Origin of the sequence: Stappia indica (genome assembly GCF_020177335.1) — a bacterium.
GTDB lineage: Bacteria > Pseudomonadota > Alphaproteobacteria > Rhizobiales > Stappiaceae > Stappia > Stappia indica_B.
On sequence record NZ_JAIVMG010000016.1, the window covers coordinates 57,585 to 74,583 of the forward strand.

Annotated in this window: 16 protein-coding genes; 4 read left to right on the forward strand and 12 right to left on the reverse strand. The window is 65.5% G+C overall.

The window, feature by feature from the left end:
- Nucleotides 1–78 precede the first annotated feature (78 nt).
- Nucleotides 79–744: a glutathione S-transferase family protein gene (locus tag LC062_RS18725; protein WP_224912533.1), complete on the forward strand. Its 666-nt coding sequence runs from the start codon at nt 79–81 to the stop codon at nt 742–744.
- A 15-nt stretch (nt 745–759) separates the two neighbouring features.
- Here the strand turns inward: LC062_RS18725 and LC062_RS18730 are convergent, their stop codons facing one another.
- From LC062_RS18730 to LC062_RS18745, 4 genes are all read right to left on the reverse strand, one after another.
- Nucleotides 760–1,188 carry an HIT family protein gene (locus LC062_RS18730; RefSeq protein ID WP_224912571.1) on the reverse strand — a complete coding sequence of 143 codons (429 nt, stop codon included), beginning with the start codon at nt 1,186–1,188 and terminating at the stop codon, nt 760–762.
- Nucleotides 1,189–1,444: 256 nt separating this feature from the next.
- On the reverse strand, nt 1,445–2,704 hold the full coding sequence (locus LC062_RS18735) for a GNAT family N-acetyltransferase (protein ID WP_224912534.1): 1,260 nt from the start codon (nt 2,702–2,704) through the stop codon (nt 1,445–1,447).
- A 135-nt stretch (nt 2,705–2,839) separates the two neighbouring features.
- Entirely contained in the window at nt 2,840–3,616 is a 777-nt protein-coding gene (locus LC062_RS18740; protein ID WP_224912535.1) for a glycerophosphodiester phosphodiesterase family protein, read from the reverse strand.
- A 38-nt stretch (nt 3,617–3,654) separates the two neighbouring features.
- Nucleotides 3,655–4,122 (reverse strand): RidA family protein, encoded by a 468-nt coding sequence (locus LC062_RS18745; protein WP_224912536.1) that lies wholly within the window; start codon nt 4,120–4,122, stop codon nt 3,655–3,657.
- A gap of 175 nt (nt 4,123–4,297) precedes the next feature.
- Between LC062_RS18745 and LC062_RS18750 the strand changes: the two genes are divergently transcribed.
- Nucleotides 4,298–5,224 carry a cell envelope integrity EipB family protein gene (locus LC062_RS18750; RefSeq protein ID WP_224912537.1) on the forward strand — a complete coding sequence of 309 codons (927 nt, stop codon included), beginning with the start codon at nt 4,298–4,300 and terminating at the stop codon, nt 5,222–5,224.
- Between the two features lie 12 nt (nt 5,225–5,236).
- Here LC062_RS18750 and LC062_RS18755 read toward each other — a convergent pair whose 3' ends face one another.
- From LC062_RS18755 to LC062_RS18765, 3 genes are all read right to left on the reverse strand, one after another.
- Nucleotides 5,237–6,577: a DNA polymerase IV gene (locus tag LC062_RS18755; RefSeq protein WP_224912538.1), complete on the reverse strand. Its 1,341-nt coding sequence runs from the start codon at nt 6,575–6,577 to the stop codon at nt 5,237–5,239.
- Between the two features lie 84 nt (nt 6,578–6,661).
- Nucleotides 6,662–7,303, reverse strand: a complete 642-nt coding sequence (locus LC062_RS18760; RefSeq protein WP_224912539.1) for an HAD family hydrolase — start codon at nt 7,301–7,303, stop codon at nt 6,662–6,664.
- Nucleotides 7,296–7,619, reverse strand: coding sequence for a DUF3572 domain-containing protein (locus tag LC062_RS18765; RefSeq protein ID WP_318246117.1), 324 nt, complete (start codon nt 7,617–7,619; stop codon nt 7,296–7,298). The genes LC062_RS18760 and LC062_RS18765 overlap by 8 nt, the downstream gene beginning before the upstream one ends.
- A 130-nt stretch (nt 7,620–7,749) precedes the next feature.
- Here LC062_RS18765 and LC062_RS18770 point away from each other — a divergent pair, with 130 nt between their 5' ends.
- Together LC062_RS18770 and LC062_RS18775 are read left to right on the forward strand one after the other, a co-directional pair.
- Nucleotides 7,750–8,118: a response regulator gene (locus tag LC062_RS18770; protein WP_181758867.1), complete on the forward strand. Its 369-nt coding sequence runs from the start codon at nt 7,750–7,752 to the stop codon at nt 8,116–8,118.
- Between the two features lie 15 nt (nt 8,119–8,133).
- Nucleotides 8,134–9,564 (forward strand): PleD family two-component system response regulator, encoded by a 1,431-nt coding sequence (locus tag LC062_RS18775; protein WP_224912540.1) that lies wholly within the window; start codon nt 8,134–8,136, stop codon nt 9,562–9,564.
- Between the two features lie 523 nt (nt 9,565–10,087).
- Here LC062_RS18775 and rpmG read toward each other — a convergent pair.
- From rpmG to topA, 5 genes are all read right to left on the reverse strand, one after another.
- Nucleotides 10,088–10,255, reverse strand: a complete 168-nt coding sequence (rpmG, locus tag LC062_RS18780) for a 50S ribosomal protein L33 (RefSeq protein ID WP_181758869.1) — start codon at nt 10,253–10,255, stop codon at nt 10,088–10,090.
- A 180-nt stretch (nt 10,256–10,435) separates the two neighbouring features.
- Nucleotides 10,436–11,182 carry an NUDIX hydrolase gene (locus LC062_RS18785; RefSeq protein ID WP_224912541.1) on the reverse strand — a complete coding sequence of 249 codons (747 nt, stop codon included), beginning with the start codon at nt 11,180–11,182 and terminating at the stop codon, nt 10,436–10,438.
- The gene (locus tag LC062_RS18790) at nt 11,179–11,646 is read right to left on the reverse strand and encodes a DUF983 domain-containing protein (RefSeq protein ID WP_224912542.1); all 468 of its coding nucleotides are present in this window, start codon (nt 11,644–11,646) and stop codon (nt 11,179–11,181) included. The genes LC062_RS18785 and LC062_RS18790 overlap by 4 nt, the downstream gene beginning before the upstream one ends.
- A complete protein-coding gene (gene rnr / locus LC062_RS18795) occupies nt 11,643–13,964 on the reverse strand; it encodes a ribonuclease R (RefSeq protein WP_404829749.1) in 2,322 nt (773 codons plus the stop codon). The genes LC062_RS18790 and rnr overlap by 4 nt, the downstream gene beginning before the upstream one ends.
- Complete coding sequence (gene topA / locus LC062_RS18800) at nt 13,961–16,729, reverse strand: type I DNA topoisomerase (protein WP_224912543.1); 2,769 nt, start codon at nt 16,727–16,729, stop codon at nt 13,961–13,963. The genes rnr and topA overlap by 4 nt, the downstream gene beginning before the upstream one ends.
- Nucleotides 16,730–16,999 lie beyond the last annotated feature (270 nt).

Below are 16,999 nucleotides of genomic sequence, written 5' to 3' on the forward strand. Positions count from 1 at the left end.
TGTCAGCAGGGGGGTGCTACGTCACCGCCTCGACGGCGCGATGGCGCGCCGTCGGTCCGGCCTCCAAGGAAAGCCCTCATGTCCGATACCAATTCCCTCGACAAGCTGACGCTGCACTATGCCCCTCGGTCGCGTGCGAGCGCCACGCGCGTGCTGCTCGACGAGCTCGGCGCGCCCTACGACCTTCACGTGCTGAACATGCGGGCCGGCGAACAGAAGTCGCCCGCCTTTCTGGCGATCAATCCGCTCGGCAAGGTGCCAGCGCTGACCCACGGCGATACCATTCTCACGGAGGCCGTCGCCATCGCGCTTTATGCCGGCGACCTCTTCCCGCAGGCGGGGCTGACGCCGACCATCGGCGATCCGCGTCGGGGCGCCTATCTGCGCTGGATGGTCTTCTATGCCGCGAGCTTCGAGCCCGCGCTGATGGACAAGATGAGCGGCCATGTCCCGCCCGCGAACGAGTGCGCCTATGGAACCTTCGATCAGGTGATTGAGCTTCTGGCCGATCAACTGGAGCGGGCGCCCTACCTGCTTGGCGACAGGATCACCATCGCCGACATCCAGTGGGGTGCGACGCTGCAGTGGGCCTTGTCGTTCAAGGCGGTGCCGGCCCTGCCGGTCTTCACCGACTATGCCGAGCGCATCACCGCCCGGCCGAGCTTCCGGCGTGTCTTCGAGGACGAGGCGCGGCTTGACGCGGAGCATGAGGCCGCCGCTGCAAAGGCGAGCGGCGGCGCCTGAGGTCGGCCCGGCCCGTCAGGCCAGCGCCGCGCGGATCTTCTCCGCATGGGCGGCGAGCACATCGCCATCGGCCATCTCGCCGCTGTGCGGGCGCAAGGTGACACCGTCGAAGCGCGGGATCACATGCACATGGGTGTGGAACACCATCTGCCCGCCGGCGGTCTCGGAGAACTGTTGTATGGTGCATCCGTCCGCGTCGAACACGGCGACCAGGGTGCGGGCCAGTTTCTGGACCGTGGCCATGGTCGCGTTGAGGTCCTCCTGGGGAATGTCGAGGATGTTGCGCGAGGGGGCCTTCGGGATCACCAGCACATGCCCATCGCCGCGCGGCATGATGTCCATGATGGCGATGGTCTGATCGTCCTCATAGATCTTGTGGCTCGGCAACTCGCCGCGCAGGATCTTGGCGAAGATGTTCTGGTCGTCATAGGCGGCAGGCGTGATGGGCATGGTCAGCTCGATCTCCGATGTCGGGCGAGGGGGGCGGCGCGCCCGCTTCCCGTCGCGTAAAAGGTGCATCCGGGCAGCGGGTGCATCCTTATCCTTGGCACCACAAAGACAGCCCGGCTTCAAGTTCTGATTCAACACACGCTTCAGAAAGTGATTCAACTACGGGAAAGGGCGGTGGGTCGGGAGCCTCAGGAGCTGATTCAAGTGGCGCGAAATTGATGAGTCGGAAGAATCGCTTGCGCGGGGATGTTCACCCTTTCCGGAAGGGGGAGTGCTCGGCGATGGCGGCGCTTTCCATGGCGACCGCCGTCCGCTCTTCCTCCAGATAATCGGCCACCGCCTGACGAAAGCCCGGGTGGGTGATGAAATGGGCGGAATAGGTCGGTGCGGGCAGGTAGCCGCGTGCCAGCTTGTGCGCCCCTTGCGCGCCGGCCTCAACGAGGTCAAGCCCCGTGGCGATGGCGAAATCGATGGCCTGATAGTAGCAGACCTCGAAATGCAGGAACGGGTGGTCCTCGATGCAGCCCCAGTTCCGCCCGAACAGGGTGTTGGAGCCGATCAGGTTGAGGGCGCCGGCGATCATCCGCCCCTCGCGCCGGGCAATGATCAGAAGCACCCGGTCCGCCAGCCGCTCGCCCAGCAGCGAAAAGAACGTCCGGTTGAGATAGGGCCGGCCCCATTTGCGGCTGCCGGTGTCCATGTAGAAGGTGAAGAAGGCGTCCCAGTGGGCTTCGGTCAGATCGCTGCCGGTGACCCAGTCGATGGTGATGTCCGGCGCCAGCGCGGCACGGCGCTCCTTGCGGATCTGCTTGCGCTTGCGTGAGGAGAGATCGGCAAGGAAGGCGTCGAAATCGGCGTAGCCGCGATTGGCCCAGTGGAATTGCTGGTCCATGCGCAACAGGTAGCCATCCTCGCCGAGGAGTTCCCATTCGCGTTTGGTGAGGAAGGTGATGTGGCCGGAGGAGGCGTCCCGCAGGCGGCAAAGCTCGCGCAGGCCCGCACCGAGGGCTGAGATCGCCGCCTCGCGCCGGGGCGAGGTGCCGGTGAGAAAGCGCCGTCCGGTGGCCGGGGTAAAGGGAACCGAGCATTGCAGCTTGGGATAATACTCCCCTCCGGCGCGGTGAAAGGCATCGGCCCAGGCGTGATCGAACACGTATTCGCCCATGGAATGGGTCTTGAGATAGCAGGGCAGGGCGGCGAGCGGCGCTCCATCCGGGCCTTCGAGGAGAAGGTGCTGCGGCAGCCAGCCGGTGCGGGCCTCGACGCAGCCAGATTCCTCGAGAATCGAAAGAAAGTCGTGCGAGATGAAGGGGTTGAAGGCGGTTTCCTGAGAATCTGATTCCTTTGCCTGAGAAGATGATTCAAGCGCGGGACTTTCGCTCAGCGCACCGCCGAGACCCAGTTGCCAGCCCGGATTGGCAAGCGCGTCCCATTGCGCGCGCGGAATGTCGCTCAGCCGGTCGATGATCCGGATGCGGAAGCTCTCGCTCGGGTCGTCGCTGGCGGTCACGGAACGGTGCCTCTCGGTTGCTGCGGGGCGCGGTCTTCCTGTGGTGCGTGGTCCGCCCCGCACTGTCATGACCTAGGGCGTGGGCAGCGAAAATGCACCCCCATGGGAGAGCGCGTCCGCCGGCCGCCGTGCCGATCAGCCGGTCGCGCTGTCCTGCGCGTCCGGGTCGAAGCCCTCGAACACCATCTGATCGGCGAAGAGCTCGGCGCGTTTCCGATCCTCGGGCGTGCGCACGGTCCAGGTGATCAGCGGCAGGCCGAACAGCCGGCGCAGCAGCGACGGGGCCAGTGCCGGCAGGTCCTTGACCCAGTAGGAGACGAAGCTTGGCCGGGTGCGCGGCGCGTGCAGCATGTGGCGTAGGGCGAACCGCTCCACCCGGGAGGCCCGGCCCCATTCCTTGAGATCGCGGGCGCCATCGCCAAGAGCGCCGCGCGGGATCTCCGGCGCGGCCTGCCGCATCAGGGCGAGCATGTCCGGGTCGAACGACTTGACCGCCGCCGGGCCGTCGTAGCGCTGCAGGCTGGCGGCGATGGCGGCGATGAAATTGCGCGAGGGCGTGCGGCGGAAGCGTGACTTGATCTCGATGCACAGTCCGACGCGGCCATCGACCAGCGCCAGGAGGTCATCGAGCAACCACATGGGATCGTCGGTGCCGCGCATGCGCACCGCACGCAGCTCCGCCGCCGTGCGGGCAATCACCGGACCGCTGTCGAAGGTCAGCCGGTCGAGCGTGTCGTCGTGAAAGACAATCGGCTGGCCGTCGGCGCTCTCCTGCAGGTCGACCTCGATGGAGAAGCTCTTGTCGAGCGCTGCGGTGACCGCGCTGGGCGTGTTTTCAATGCAGCCGCGCGCGGCATCGTGATAGCCCCTGTGGGCGATCGGCCGGGCGGTCAACCAGGAAAGGTCGCGCATATCGGTGGTATCTGTCCTTGAAAGGGAACGAAAGCGTGTCAGGCGATTTCGAAGATCGCCTCGACCTCGACGGCGACGCCGAAGGGAAGCGAGGCGGCACCGACTGCGGAGCGGGCGTGCGGGCCTTTCTCCTCGCCGAGCGCGGCGACGAAGAAGTCCGAGGCGCCGTTCACCACCTTCGGCTGATCGCCGAAATCGGGTGTGCAATTGACAAAGCCGACGATTTTCACCAGCCGCACGATGCGGTCGAGGTCGCCGAGCGCGGCCTTGGCCTGGGCCAGAAGGTTGATCGCGCAAAGCCGCGCGGCCTGCTGGCCGTCATCGACGCCATATTCGCCGCCGAGCTTGCCCTGATACTCCAGCCCGTTCGGTCCCATCGGGATCTGGCCGGAGATGAAAAGCTGATTGCCGCTGCGGGTGAAGGGCAGGTAGTTGGCGGCCGGCGCTGCCGCCTGCGGAAGGGTGACCCCGAGTTCGGCCAAGCGTGCCTCGATCTGTCCCGACATATGCAGTCCTTTCAGTCGCGTTGTGGCGGCGACCTTGGCGCAATTCGCCGGGCGCTTCAAGCGGAGCGGTGAACATTCGGCGGTGGCCTGTCCGCAAGGGCTGGATGCGGCGGGCCGGATGGGGGAGAATAGGCGAAGGTATTGGGGGTAAAGGCATTGGGGCGAGGAGTATGAAATGAACGATGTGCGAGACGGAACTCCCGGAGCCCATGCCCTGGACAAACATGCCCCGAACCAGGCGGCCGGGGGCGCGCTCCGGCGGACGGGCGCGGCGATCCTGGCGCTTTGCGGCATCGCGGCCCTGCCGCTGGGCGCGAGCGGCGGGGAGGCGAAGGCGCTTGCGGCGCTGCAGCCGCACCGGGCGGTCTATGACGTGACGCTGGCCGAGAGCTCCAGCGCCGCAGGCGTGTCCGGCGTGCGCGGGCGGATGGTCTATGAGCTGACCGGCAGCGCCTGCGATGGCTACAGCGTGTCCTTCCGCTTTGTCACCCAGGTCGCCGATGACAACGGACAGGTGCGGATCACCGATCTGCAGACCAGTTCCTTCGAGGAGCCGGCGGGCAAGGCCTATCAGTTCCTGTCCAAGACCTTCATCAACCAGAAGCTCAGCGAGGAAACGCGCGGGCGGGCCCGACACGAGAAGGCAGCAACGGAAATCGAATTGCAGAAGCCGGCCGAGCGCAAGGTGAACCTGCCCGCCTCGGTGCTGTTTCCCACCCAGCACATGAATCTGCTGCTGGAGAGCGCGGCAAAGGGCGAGGTGATCTTCACCGCCGATGTGTTCGACGGTTCGGAGAGCGGCGACAAGCTCTATGGCACCTCCTCGGTGATCGGTGCCCGGCGCGAGGGCGCAGGCGCGCCCGAAAGCGACAATGCGGAGGCGGTGGCGAAGATCGGCAACGTGGCTCACTGGCCGATCACCATCGCCTATTTCGACGATCAGGCGGACCAGAGCGGCGAGCGCACCCCGGTCTATCAACTGGGCTTCCTGCTTTATGAAAACGGCATCAGCCGGCGGCTGTTGCTCGACTATGGCGACCTGGAGCTGCGCGGCAATCTGGTGGAGCTGACCCCGTTCGACCCAAGCGCCTGCGACCGCTGATCGCGGGCTGGTTCATTGATCGCGCTGGCGGCGGCTGTCGCCGGCGCGGGTAAGCCCCAACTCCACCGCCGACTTGCCGAACTTGTCCCTGAGCGCGTCGACCGCCCGTTCCGCCTTGGCCCGCCGGGCGGCTTCCGGATCCACCAGGTCATCGGGATCGGCCTGGGCCGGATCGCTGAACTCGCTGACGCCAATGCCGATCAGCCGGAAGCGGCGGCCATTGGCTTCCCCGGCCAGAAGATCGTCGCCGGCGCGGAAGATCCGGTCGGCAAGCTGGGTCGGGTCGGAGAGGGTGCGCGAGCGGGTGATCGTCCGGAAGTCGGCGGTCTTCAGCTTCAGGGACACGGTGCGTCCGGCCAGATCCGCCGCCTTCAGCCGCCGGGAGACCTCCTCGCTCAGCCGGCGCAGCACCGCCCGCAGGGGCTCGCGCGAGGAAATATCCTCGTTGAAGGTGGTTTCGTTGCTGACGCTCTTGGTCTCCCGGTCGGGGGACACGCGGCGCTCGTCCTTGCCATGGGCGAGGGTGGCGAGGCGCAGGCCCATCGCTCCGTAGCGTTTGGCCAACACCACCGGATCCTGTTCCTGCAACTGGCCGATGGTGGTCAGCCCGTCGCGGGCAAGCTTTTCCTGCAGAACCTTGCCCACCCCCCAGATCATCCCGACCGGCTTGTCGGCGAGAAAACGGGCGGCCTCCGCCGCGCCGATGACGGAAAAACCGCGCGGCTTTTCCAGGTCCGAGGCGATCTTGGCGAGAAACTTGTTGGGCGCGAGACCGATGGAGACGGTGATGCCGATTTCCGCTTCGATCTCGCGGGCGAAGCGGGCAAGGGTTTCCGCCGGGCTTGCATGATGCAGCTTTCCGGTTCCGGTGAGGTCAAGAAATGCCTCGTCGATCGACAGCGGCTCCACCAGCGGCGTGAGCGCGGTCATGCGCGCGCGAATCTCGTGGCCGACCCGGGCGTATTTCGCCATGTCCGGTTTGATGATCACCGCATCGGGGCAGGCCTGCCGGGCCTTGAACATGGGCATCGCCGAGCGCACCCCGTGAATGCGGGCGATATAGCAACAGGTGGCGACCACGCCGCGCTGACCGCCGCCGACGATCACCGGCCGGTCGGCCAGCTCCGGATTGTCGCGCTTTTCCACCGAGGCGTAGAAGGCGTCGCAGTCGATATGGGCGATCGACAGGCTGTCGAGCTCGTCGTGGATCAGCAGACGCGGACTGCCGCAGGTTCGGCAGCGCGCCGGTGTCGCCGGCTGACGCGCGCCGCAGTCGCGGCACAGCGCTGGGCTCGCGGCGGTTTCCGCTGCGGACGGGGCGTCAGGCTGATTGGAGGCGGGCGGCTGGGTCATGATCCTTGGGTCCCGGTCCGGGCGGTGGACCGGTGCGGTGCCGGGTTTTGGCGCCCCATTCCGGCCCCGTCCCGGCGTCAAGCCTCAGCTTGCGATCCGCTGGCGAATATACGCCTCGGCGCGGGACCAGTCACCGGTTTTCAGATCCGCCTCCGCCAGCTCCCCGGCCTGGTCGCGAAAGCGTGGGTCGGCAATGAACTGGATCAGGATGCAGTTTTCCACCGTGGCGGCGACGGAGCGGATGTTGACCGGGCTGTCGTCGATGAAAACGAGCGGCCCGGTCCGCCCGGCGGCAAGGGTCGCGGCGGCATCGCCCTTGGGTCCCGAATTGGTGACAAGCGGGAAATCCATGCCCAGCCGGCGCAGGGTCGCGGCTCGCGGCTCGCGATTGTGCGCGCCCGGCAGATTGGTCAGGAACATCACATCCGCATGGCGGGACAGGGAGGCTAGGGCGGTGGCCGCACCGGGTACCGGCGTCTGCCTGTCGCACCAGCCATCGAAGAACCCGGCGAGCAGGGTGGGAAGCGCCTCCGCGGCAAGAAGCTGACCGTCGCCATCGGCGATGTTGCCGGCCAGACGGTACTCGTGGCTGACAAACCGCAGGCCCGCGCGGCCCATGTAATCCTCGAAATGGGGGATGAAATTGAGCACCACCTCATCCACATCGCACAGGATCAGCGCCCGGGCGCTGCTGTGGCCGGCGGCGGGGCGGCCCGGCTCAGCCATCCTGCGGCGTGACTCCGTCCAGAGCAAAGCGGGCGGCGGCAAAAAGGGTCGGACGAATGGCCCGCGTCTCGCAGAAAGACAGCAGCAGCGGTTCGTGTGCCATATAAAACTCCAAAACGCCGACCAGAAAACCGGGCTCTTCGGCGGCCTCACGCAGTTCCGCCGGTCCGATTCCGCTGAGAGCGAGGAAACGACCGAGATGTTCCATATCGCCGGCGAGATAGGCCAGCGCATCGGCTGCCAGTGCCTCGGCATTTTCGGCGGTCAGGCGCGCCCCTTTTTGCGACATCATTTGTGTTTGCCTTTCCGAAACCAATTCCGTCTACGATATATGGTACCTAACGTGGGAGTGGGGCCAACGCCAGTGACGCCTTCGTGCTTGCTGATCGCGGGCATTGATCCGGCGCGAGGAAGTTGGGCCACGCGCGGGGACGAAGGCGAGAACAATGGCTAAGACAGTGCTGATTGTTGAGGATAACGAACTCAACATGAAGCTGTTTCATGATCTGCTGGAAGCGCATGGCTACCAGACGCTGCAAACCCGCACCGGCATGGAAGCGCTGGAGCTGGCGCGCGCGCATGGCCCGGACCTGATTCTGATGGATATCCAGTTGCCGGAGGTGTCCGGGCTGGAGGTCACCAAATGGATCAAGGAAGACGATGATCTCAAGACGATCCCGGTGATCGCCGTGACCGCCTTCGCGATGAAGGGGGATGAGGAGCGGATTCGCCAGGGCGGGTGCGAGGCGTATATCTCCAAGCCGATCTCCGTGGCGAAATTCCTTGAAACCGTTCGTTCGTATCTGGGCGACTGAAACCAGGCCGGGGGCATGACAGGGCGCGTTCTGGTCGTCGATGACGTCAAGGCGAATATCCGTCTTCTTGAGGCGCGGTTGGGCGCCGACTATTTCGAGGTGGAGGCGGCGACAAGCGGCGAGGAAGCACTGGCGCTGGTCGAGGAATGGCCCTGCGACATCGTGCTGCTCGATGTGATGATGCCGGGGCTCGACGGCTTCGAGGTCTGCCGGCGGCTCAAGGCGAATCGGCGCACCGCGCATATTCCGGTTATCCTGATCACCGCGCTCGACCGGATCGAAGACCGGATCGAGGGGTTCCGGGCCGGAGCCGACGACTTTCTGACAAAACCGGTGAATGACCTGGCGCTGATCGCCCGGGTGAAGAACCTTGTCGGCCTGAAGCGGGCCACGGATGAATTGCGGATGCGGGCGCTGACCGGCTCGCAGTTCGGCGGGGGAGCCGGCTTCGAAGCGCCGGAGCAGGGGCGCAAGACCCTGCTTCTCGTCGATGACAACCCGCAGACACGCGAGCACCTGCTTGAGATCCTGCGACCGGAATTCCGGGTCGAGGTGGAAAGCGCCGCGCCGCAGGCGCTGCTTCGCGCGGCCGAGCATGATTTCGACACGCTGATCGTCGATCTGGCGCTGGGCGGCTACGATGCGCTGCGCCTGTGTTCGCAGCTTCGCGCGCTGGAGCGCACCCGGCTGGTGCCGATCATGCTGATCACTGGGCCTCAAGACGGGGTGCGAGTGATCCGCGCCCTGGAACTGGGCATCAACGACCATGTCGCCCGACCGATCGAGAAAACCGAGTTCCTCCTGCGGGTGCGGGCCCAGGTGCGCCACAAGGCCGGCAATGACCGGCTCCTGAGCGATGTGGAAGAGACGATCGCCATGGCGATCACCGATCCGCTGACCGGCCTGTGCAACCGGCGCTACCTGCAGCGGCACCTGACGACCCAGATCCGGCAGGCGGAGGAGCAGGGTCAGCCGCTGGCGCTGCTTCTGCTCGATATCGACCACTTCAAGGTCATCAACGACACGTATGGCCATGACGTGGGGGATGTGATCATCCGCGAATTCGCGCACCGGCTGCGCGCGCACACGCGGGGACTTGACCTTGCCTGCCGTTTCGGCGGCGAGGAGTTCATCGTCCTGCTGCCGGAGACCAATGCAGAGAACGCCGGCAACGCGGCCGAACGGCTGCGCCGGGTGATCATGGACAAACCGTTTTCTCCGGGGAATGGAGTGGCTGACATTGCGGTTACCGCGAGCATCGGCGTCGCCGAGTATCGGGGCGAGAAGGATGGCGGCGATGCGCTGATCCGGCGCGCGGACCAGGCGCTTTATGCCGCCAAACGCGCCGGGCGCAACCGAATCGCGCTCGATGAGGGGGCGGCGGCGGACAAGAGAAGCGCAACCGAGGCGATTGCGCCGCCTTTGGCGCGGAAAACCGTGGGTTGAGTGTGTTCGTTTTGACACTCTCCGGTTATTTGTCCATCTCGTTTACATGAAATGTAAATTATCCCTTAACAAAACGCTCGCATGAGTTGATTCGATCGTTTGATTCGCTAGTCTGCCTCCCGACGCACGCATTCTCACAGAATGCGAAGAATGGACCAGTCACTCGCCCGGCTGACGGTGGTTGTCTGGTTCATCGCGCCCTACGGAAGGTTCAGGTCCGCCGCATCTCCTGACGCCGTGGGGTTTGACCGGTGCCGATATGGATCGGGGTGGCCTCCTCGGATGATCCGTACCGGCGCCGGTCGCCGCGTCTTCTGTCCCGCCAACGTTTTCACGATATTGCCCGTGTTGCGACGCTTCCAGGACATCACGTTCTTACGTCTGGGCGTGCCAGCGCCGGCAGCGGGGACATGCCCTCAGGCCACGAAAAAAGGCCCCTGAGGGCCTTGATGCGTGCCCGTCGAGGGGCAGAGCTTCGCGCCGGCCATCCGTCCGCGCGGGGCGGACGGGCCCAGGCGAAAGCTTACTTGATCTTCGCTTCGCGGAACTCGACGTGCTTCTTCGCGACCGGATCGTACTTCCGCTTGACCATCTTCTCGGTCATGGTGCGGGAGTTCTTCTTGGTCACGTAGAAAAAGCCGGTGTCGGCCGTCGACTGAAGCTTGATCTTGATGGTGGTCGCCTTGGCCATCGATTTCGTCCTTGAGCTTGTTCCGGCCGTGCGTCCAAGGCTCCGCTAACTGGGAGAAGACGTTCCACCGGGGATCTTGGGAAACTGAGGGCGCACCATACGTTTCGCGCCGTCAAAGTCAAGCGGGAAGGGCAGGGAGGACACCGGGAAAACGCTCGTTCCCGTCCCGCTCCTGTCGGATCAGATCTCCTCGCGCACGAAGCCCTTGCCACGCCAGTGATAAAACGGCACGGGCACCGCCGGCGCCAGGTCCGGATCATCGCGCAGGCGGGCCTGCAATTCGTCGATGATGGTCAGCGTGATGGTCGGCAGCTCTAGCGACTTTGCCTTGTCGAGGGGCAGCCAGTGCACATCCTGCAACTCGCCGGAGGGGCCGGTGCCCTCCTTGAGCTGATCGGCGATGGCATCGGCGAAGACGGCAAAGAAACGTGTGTCGAAGCGCCGCGGTCGGCGCGGCGGGGTAATGGCCCGGGCGATGAGGCGCATCGGCGTCAGATCCGGAATAAGGCCGCGCTCGGAAAACGCGGCGAAATCGTCCTTTCCGGCCCAGGGCTCTTCGGCCTGGCCGGCGACGAACACGCCGGCTTCCTCATAGGTCTCGCGCACCGCCGCGACCGCGAAGGCGCGGGCACGGGCGGCGGTCTTCGGCCCCTTCATTTCGTGGCGCAGCTTGCGCTCTACCTCCGGATGGAACGTGCCGCGCACCGGCACACGGCTGTCGCCGGGGTCGACGCGGCCGCCGGGAAAGACGAACATGCCCGGCATGAACCGGTGCCGCTCGTGCCGCCGGCCCATCAGCACCTTCGGCACGCCGCCGCCGCTGCGATCGAGGATCAGCAGGGTGGAGGCATCGCGCGGGCGCAGGTTGGGGTCGCTGGTGTTGCGTTCGGCCGCTGTCAGGCGCCGGGTCAGGTCTTCTTTCGTCAAGGTCGCGGATCTCCGCCGAAATCATAAGCGGGCTCGTCATCGCCAATGGCGTTGGGGTCGAACCCGTGCATGTAGTTGGCCCATTGCAAGCCGATCAGCGCGCCCTTGATGGGCGGCAGGGCCGCCAGCGTCGACAGGACGATCAGCGGCAGCCAGATCGCGAAATGCATCCACATGGGCGGCGTGAAGGCAACCTCCACGGCCAGTGCGATCGGCAGGATGACATGGCCGACGACGAAGATGGTGAAATAGGGCGGGGCATCATCGGCCCGGTGGTGGTGCAGCTCCTCGCCGCAGGTGGCGCAGACGGGTTCGACCTTCAGATACTTGCCGAACAGACGGCCTGTTCCGCAACTGGGGCAGTGCCCCTTTGTTCCGAGCCACATGGCGCGACCGACATCGCGCTTCGGCTTGCTGTTGGCAACGACGGGTGCCTCCCCTGCTCCGGCGTAGCTGACTGTCATCTTCGTCGACCTTTCGATTTTCGGTCCCGTCCCGCTGTGCCGCTGCGCGGCTTGTGTTTGCGTTGTCCGGAATGGGACCGCTCCCCACCACTCTTACGTTTGTGATAGTGGCCTTCGCTCAAAAGTTCAAACCGCAGGGATCCGGCATAGGGGGCCGCCTCGACGAGCCGGACCTCGACCCGGTCGCCCAAAGAGAAGGTTTCTCCGGTGGTTCGCCCGGACATCGAATGCGACGATTCGTCGTAGTGGTAGTAGTCGTCGCCGATGGTGGAGGCGGGCACGAACCCGTCCGCGCCGCTGTCGTCGAGCCGCACGAACAGTCCCGATTTTACAACTCCCGAGATTCGTCCGGTGAAGCGGGCGCCGACCTTGTCGGCCAGCCAGAGGGCAATCAGCCGGTCTACGGTGTCGCGTTCGGCCAGCATCGCCCGGCGCTCGGTGGCCGATACATCGGCGCCAATCGCTTCCAGCTTGCCTTCCATGCCATCGGGCAAACCGTCGTCGCCAAGCTTCAGCGCGCGGATCAGCCCGCGATGGACGATCAGATCGGCATAGCGGCGGATCGGCGAGGTGAAATGGGCATAGCGGCGCAGGTTGAGACCGAAATGGCCGATGTTCTCCGGCGTGTACTCGGCCTGGGCCTGGCTGCGCAGTACCACCTGGTTGACCAACTCCGCGTCGGGCCGGTCTTGCACCTTGTGCAGGATGGCATTGAACATCGCCGGCCGCAGGCCGCCGGGCGCGGACAGGCGCATGCCGATGGTGGAGAGAAACTCCTTCAGCGCTTCCAGCTTTTCCGGACTGGAGGCATCGTGCACCCGGTAGAGCAGGGGCACGCTGGCCCTTTCCAGCGTCTCGGCGGCGGCGACATTGGCCTGGATCATGAACTCCTCGATCAGCCGATGGGCTTCGAGGCGCTCTGGCGTGTAGACATCGTCGACGGTGCCATCGGCCTTCAGGCGGATCTTGCGTTCCGGCAGGTCCAGATCGAGCGGCTCGCGGGCCTTGCGCGCCTTGCACAGGCTGGCATAGGCGGCCCAGAGCGGCTTCAGGATCGTGTCGAGCACCGCTTCGCTGACTGCCTCGACCGGCTTGCCGTCAATGGCAGCCTGGGCTTCGGAATAGGACAGCTTGACCGCCGAGCGCATGGTGATGCGGTGGAAGCGGTGGCTCTTCTTGTTGCCCTTGGCGTCGAACACCATGCGCACGGCCATCGCCGGCCGGTCTTCACCTTCCTTCAGCGAACACAGGCCGTTGGAGAGCTGTTCGGGCAGCATGGGAATGACGCGGTCGGGGAAATATACCGAATTGCCGCGTAAGTGGGCCTCGCGGTCGAGCGGCTCGCCCGGGCGCACGTAATAGGCGACATCGGCAATGGCCACCGTGACGACATGACCACCGGGATTGGCCGGGTCGGGATCGGGCGCGGCGTGCACCGCATCGTCGTGATCCTTGGCGTCCTGCGGGTCGATGGTGATCAGCGGCAGGTCGCGCCAGTCGTCTCGTCCGGCCCGGGTGGCCGGAACGGCGTTTTCCGCCGCTTCGATCACCGAGGTGGGGAAGCTGTGCGGAATGCCGTGGGTGTGCAGGGCGATTTCGGAAATCGCCATTTCCGAATGCATCGCGCCGATGCGCCGGGTGATGCGGGCCCGCGCGGTGCCATAGCGCCCGGTGCGCCCGGTCAGGCTGACGGCAACGAGATCGCCATCGGCAGCCTCCTTCAGGTCGCTGGTGTCGATGTCCAGCTCCCGCTGGCGCCGGTCGATCGGCTCCAGGAAGGTACGTCCACCGCCAATGCGCAGGATGCCGAGGATGGAGGCGGCCTGACGCTCCAGTGGCTTGATGATGCGCGCGGCGTGCTTGGCCTCCGCGCCGGGCGCATCGCCGGTGATGCGCACCAGCGCGCGGTCGCCCAGCCCCGTGGCCCGGCCCGGCGCCTTGTGGCGCTCGGGCAGGAGCAGGATCTTCGGCGGCGCGCCCTGTTCGTCCTCGTTCCAGTTGCCCGGTTCGGCCAGCAATTCGCCGTCGGCATCGCGGCCAACGACGGTCACCACCAGCACCGGCGGCAGATCGCCGGCGCGAACCAGACGCTTCTGGCGCTTCTCGATCAGGCCATCATCGGCCATCTCGCGCAGCACCTTCTTCAGATAGATGCGGGCGCCGCCGGTGATGCCGAAGTGCCGGGCGATCTCCCGCTTGCCCGCCATGCCGGGATTGGCGGCGACAAAGGCCATGATCTCATCCCGGCCCGGCAGATCCGCCGCCGCCTTGGCCTTGACCTTCGGATGTCGTGGCTTCTTCGTCGGCTTGCGGGTCAAGATCCGTCATCCGCAGCAGTGGTTGCGGCCTTTCGCGTTGCCGGTTTCTTCGCCGCTGTCTTGGTGGCTGCCGTCTTGGTGGTCGCAGCCTTCTTCGCCGGGGCCTTTTTTGCCGCCGTCGCTTTTTCCGTGGCGGTCTTGGTCGCGGCCTTCTTGGCGGCCGGCTTCTTGGCGGCAGGTTTTTTCGCCGCCGGCTTCTTGGCGGCGGTCTTGCCCTTGCCGCTCTTTTCTAGCTTGGCGGCAATCAGCGCCAGCGCCTGGTCCATCTCCACCGCCTGCGGGTCGGTGCCCTTGGGCAGGGTGGCATTGACCTTGGCCCATTTCACGTAAGGACCGTAGCGGCCGTCCTGAACGGTGATCGGCCCGCCATCGGGATGCTCGCCCAGTTCCTTCAGCGGTGCGGCCGTGGCCCGGCCGCCGCGCTTGGCGCGCTTCTGCGCCAGGGCGTCGACCGCCCGGTTGATGCCGACCGAGAACACCTCGTCCGGGCTTTCCAGGTTGGCGTAGGTGCCGTCATGCAGCACGAAGGGGCCATAGCGGCCGATGCCGGCGCTGATCATCTTGCCGTCTTCGGGGTGAGGGCCGACCTCGCGCGGCAGCGACAGAAGCTGGAGCGCCTTGTCCAGGTCCATCTCGCTGACCTGCCAGCCGCGCGGCAGCGAGGCGCGCTTGGGCTTGGCCTCCTCGCCGAGCTGCACATAGGGGCCGAACCGGCCGCTGCGCAGGGTAACGTCGAGACCGGTTTCCGGGTCCTGGCCCAGCAGCTTGGGACCATCGGCGATTTCCGCATCGCCGCCGGCGCCGTTCGCCGTGAGCTGGCGGGTATAGCCGCAATGGGGTGGGTCCTCGTTCGGCACCTTGCCGTCGAGCTTTTCCTTGTTGTAGTTCGAGCAGCCGACGAAGGCGCCGAAGCGGCTGACCTTCAGCGACAGGCGGCCAACGCCGCAGGCCGGACATTTGCGCGGATCCTCGCCGTCGCCCTTGTCGGGGAAGACATGGGCGGCGAGGATCTCGTTCAGCGCGTCGAGAACCTCGGAAACCCGCAGATCCTTGATCTCGTGAACGCTGTTGGAGAAATCCTTCCAGAAATCGCGCAAGACATCCTTCCAGGACAATTCACCGGCGGAGATGCGGTCGAGCTTTTCCTCCAGCGCGGCGGTGAAGTCGTATTCGACATAGCGGTCGAAGAAGCTTTCCAGGAAGGCAATGACCAGCCGGCCCTTGTCCTCCGGAATGAGCCGCTTGCCGTCGAGCTTCACATATTCCCGGTCCCGCAGGGTCTGCAGCGTCGAGGCGTAGGTGGAGGGGCGGCCAATCCCCAGCTCTTCCATCTTCTTCACCAGCGTCGCCTCGGTGAAGCGGGCGGGCGGCTCGGTGAAATGCTGGGCGGTCTCGACCGACATCCGGGTCAGGGGATCGCCGTTTGCCACGGCCGGGAGACGGCGGCTTTCCTCGTCCTCCTCGTCGTCGCGCCCTTCCTGATAGAGCGACAGGAAGCCGGCGAAGCGAACGACCGAACCGGTGGCGCGCAGACCGGCCTGGCCGGAAGCGGCCTTCGCGTCGATGTCGATGGTGGTGCGCTCCAGAACGGCGGATTCCATCTGCGAGGCGATGGTGCGCTTCCAGATCAGCTCATAGAGCTTGGCCGCGTCCGGGTCGAGGAAGCGGGCGACATCGCGGGGCAGGCGGGAGAGATCGGTCGGACGGATCGCCTCGTGCGCCTCCTGGGCATTCTTGGCCTTGGAGGAATAGTGGCGCGGTTTTTCCGGCACGAACTCCGAACCGAATTCGCCGCCGATCACTTGGCGTGCCTGGGCGATGGCTTCACCGGCGATCTGCACGCCGTCGGTACGCATATAGGTAATGAGGCCGCCGGTCTCGCCGCCGGTATCGGCACCCTCATAGAGCTTCTGTGCCACCTGCATGGTGCGGGCGGCGGAGAAGCCGTGCTTGCGCGAGGCCTCCTGCTGCAGCGTCGAGGTGGTGAAGGGGGCTGAGGGATGGCGGCGTTGCGGCTTGGATTCGACGCTGGCGACCGAAAGGGTCGCGGCATTGAGCAGGGCGGCGATTTCCTCCGCCTCGGCCTTGGAGCCGATGTCGAGGCGGCCGAGCTTCTTGCCGTTGTAGCTGGCGATCCGGGCCTGGAAGCCGGCGCCGGCGGCGGTCTGCAGGTTGGCCAGGATCGACCAGTATTCCTGTTTGACGAAACGCTCGATCTCCGCTTCCCGGTCGCAGACCAGGCGCAGGGAGACCGATTGCACCCGGCCGGCGGAGCGGGCGCCGGGGAGCTTGCGCCACAGCACCGGGGACAAGGTGAAGCCGACCAGATAGTCAAGCGCGCGGCGCGCGAGGTAGGCATCGACCAGCGGCACGTCGATGGCGCGCGGCGCGGCCATCGCCTCCAGCACCGCCTTCTTGGTGATGGCGTTGAACACGACCCGCTCGACCGGCTTGTCCTTCAGCACCTTCTTTTTCTGGAGCACTTCCAGAACGTGCCAGGAAATCGCCTCCCCCTCGCGATCGGGGTCAGTGGCGAGGATCAGGCGGTCGGCGTCCTTGACGGCGCGAGCGATCTCGTTGAGGCGCTTCTGAGATTTGGCGTCGACATCCCAGCTCATCGCGAAGTCGTCGTCGGGCTGCACCGAGCCGTCCTTGGCCGGCAGGTCGCGGACATGACCGTAGGACGCCAGGACCTGATACTCAGATCCCAGATACTTGTTGATGGTCTTGGCCTTGGCCGGCGATTCGACAATGACGATATTCATTAGACCCCAGATGGAAAATGACGTCTCAGAGCGAGAAATGGCGGCTGCACGAGAGCGGAGCCGGCATTGATGAATGTCGCGGGACGATCCTCAATTGCGCGACAGCTGTCAAATGACCTTTCGGCTGCGTCAGGTCAAGGGGAGGCGACGCAAGGGGAGTTTTGCACGGGATGAAGCGCGCTTGCGCCTTTGGCTTCTTGCGTATCGTCATTTAATGCGTGTAAGATGAGATGAGAAAACCAAAGGTTGTATAAAAGCGTATCGTCGGTT

Excerpts from the sequence above, each read along its gene's own strand:
- LC062_RS18725 (WP_224912533.1), top strand. The coding sequence starts at position 79 with ATGTCCGATACCAATTCCCTCGACAAGCTGACGCTGCACTATGCCCCT.
- LC062_RS18740 (WP_224912535.1), bottom strand. The coding sequence starts at position 3,616 with ATGCGCGACCTTTCCTGGTTGACCGCCCGGCCGATCGCCCACAGGGGC.
- LC062_RS18745 (WP_224912536.1), bottom strand. The coding sequence starts at position 4,122 with ATGTCGGGACAGATCGAGGCACGCTTGGCCGAACTCGGGGTCACCCTT.
- LC062_RS18750 (WP_224912537.1), top strand. The coding sequence starts at position 4,298 with ATGAACGATGTGCGAGACGGAACTCCCGGAGCCCATGCCCTGGACAAA.
- LC062_RS18755 (WP_224912538.1), bottom strand. The coding sequence starts at position 6,577 with ATGACCCAGCCGCCCGCCTCCAATCAGCCTGACGCCCCGTCCGCAGCG.
- LC062_RS18760 (WP_224912539.1), bottom strand. The coding sequence starts at position 7,303 with ATGGCTGAGCCGGGCCGCCCCGCCGCCGGCCACAGCAGCGCCCGGGCG.
- LC062_RS18770 (WP_181758867.1), top strand. The coding sequence starts at position 7,750 with ATGGCTAAGACAGTGCTGATTGTTGAGGATAACGAACTCAACATGAAG.
- LC062_RS18775 (WP_224912540.1), top strand. The coding sequence starts at position 8,134 with ATGACAGGGCGCGTTCTGGTCGTCGATGACGTCAAGGCGAATATCCGT.
- rpmG (WP_181758869.1), bottom strand. The coding sequence starts at position 10,255 with ATGGCCAAGGCGACCACCATCAAGATCAAGCTTCAGTCGACGGCCGAC.
- LC062_RS18790 (WP_224912542.1), bottom strand. The coding sequence starts at position 11,646 with ATGACAGTCAGCTACGCCGGAGCAGGGGAGGCACCCGTCGTTGCCAAC.
- topA (WP_224912543.1), bottom strand. The coding sequence starts at position 16,729 with ATGAATATCGTCATTGTCGAATCGCCGGCCAAGGCCAAGACCATCAAC.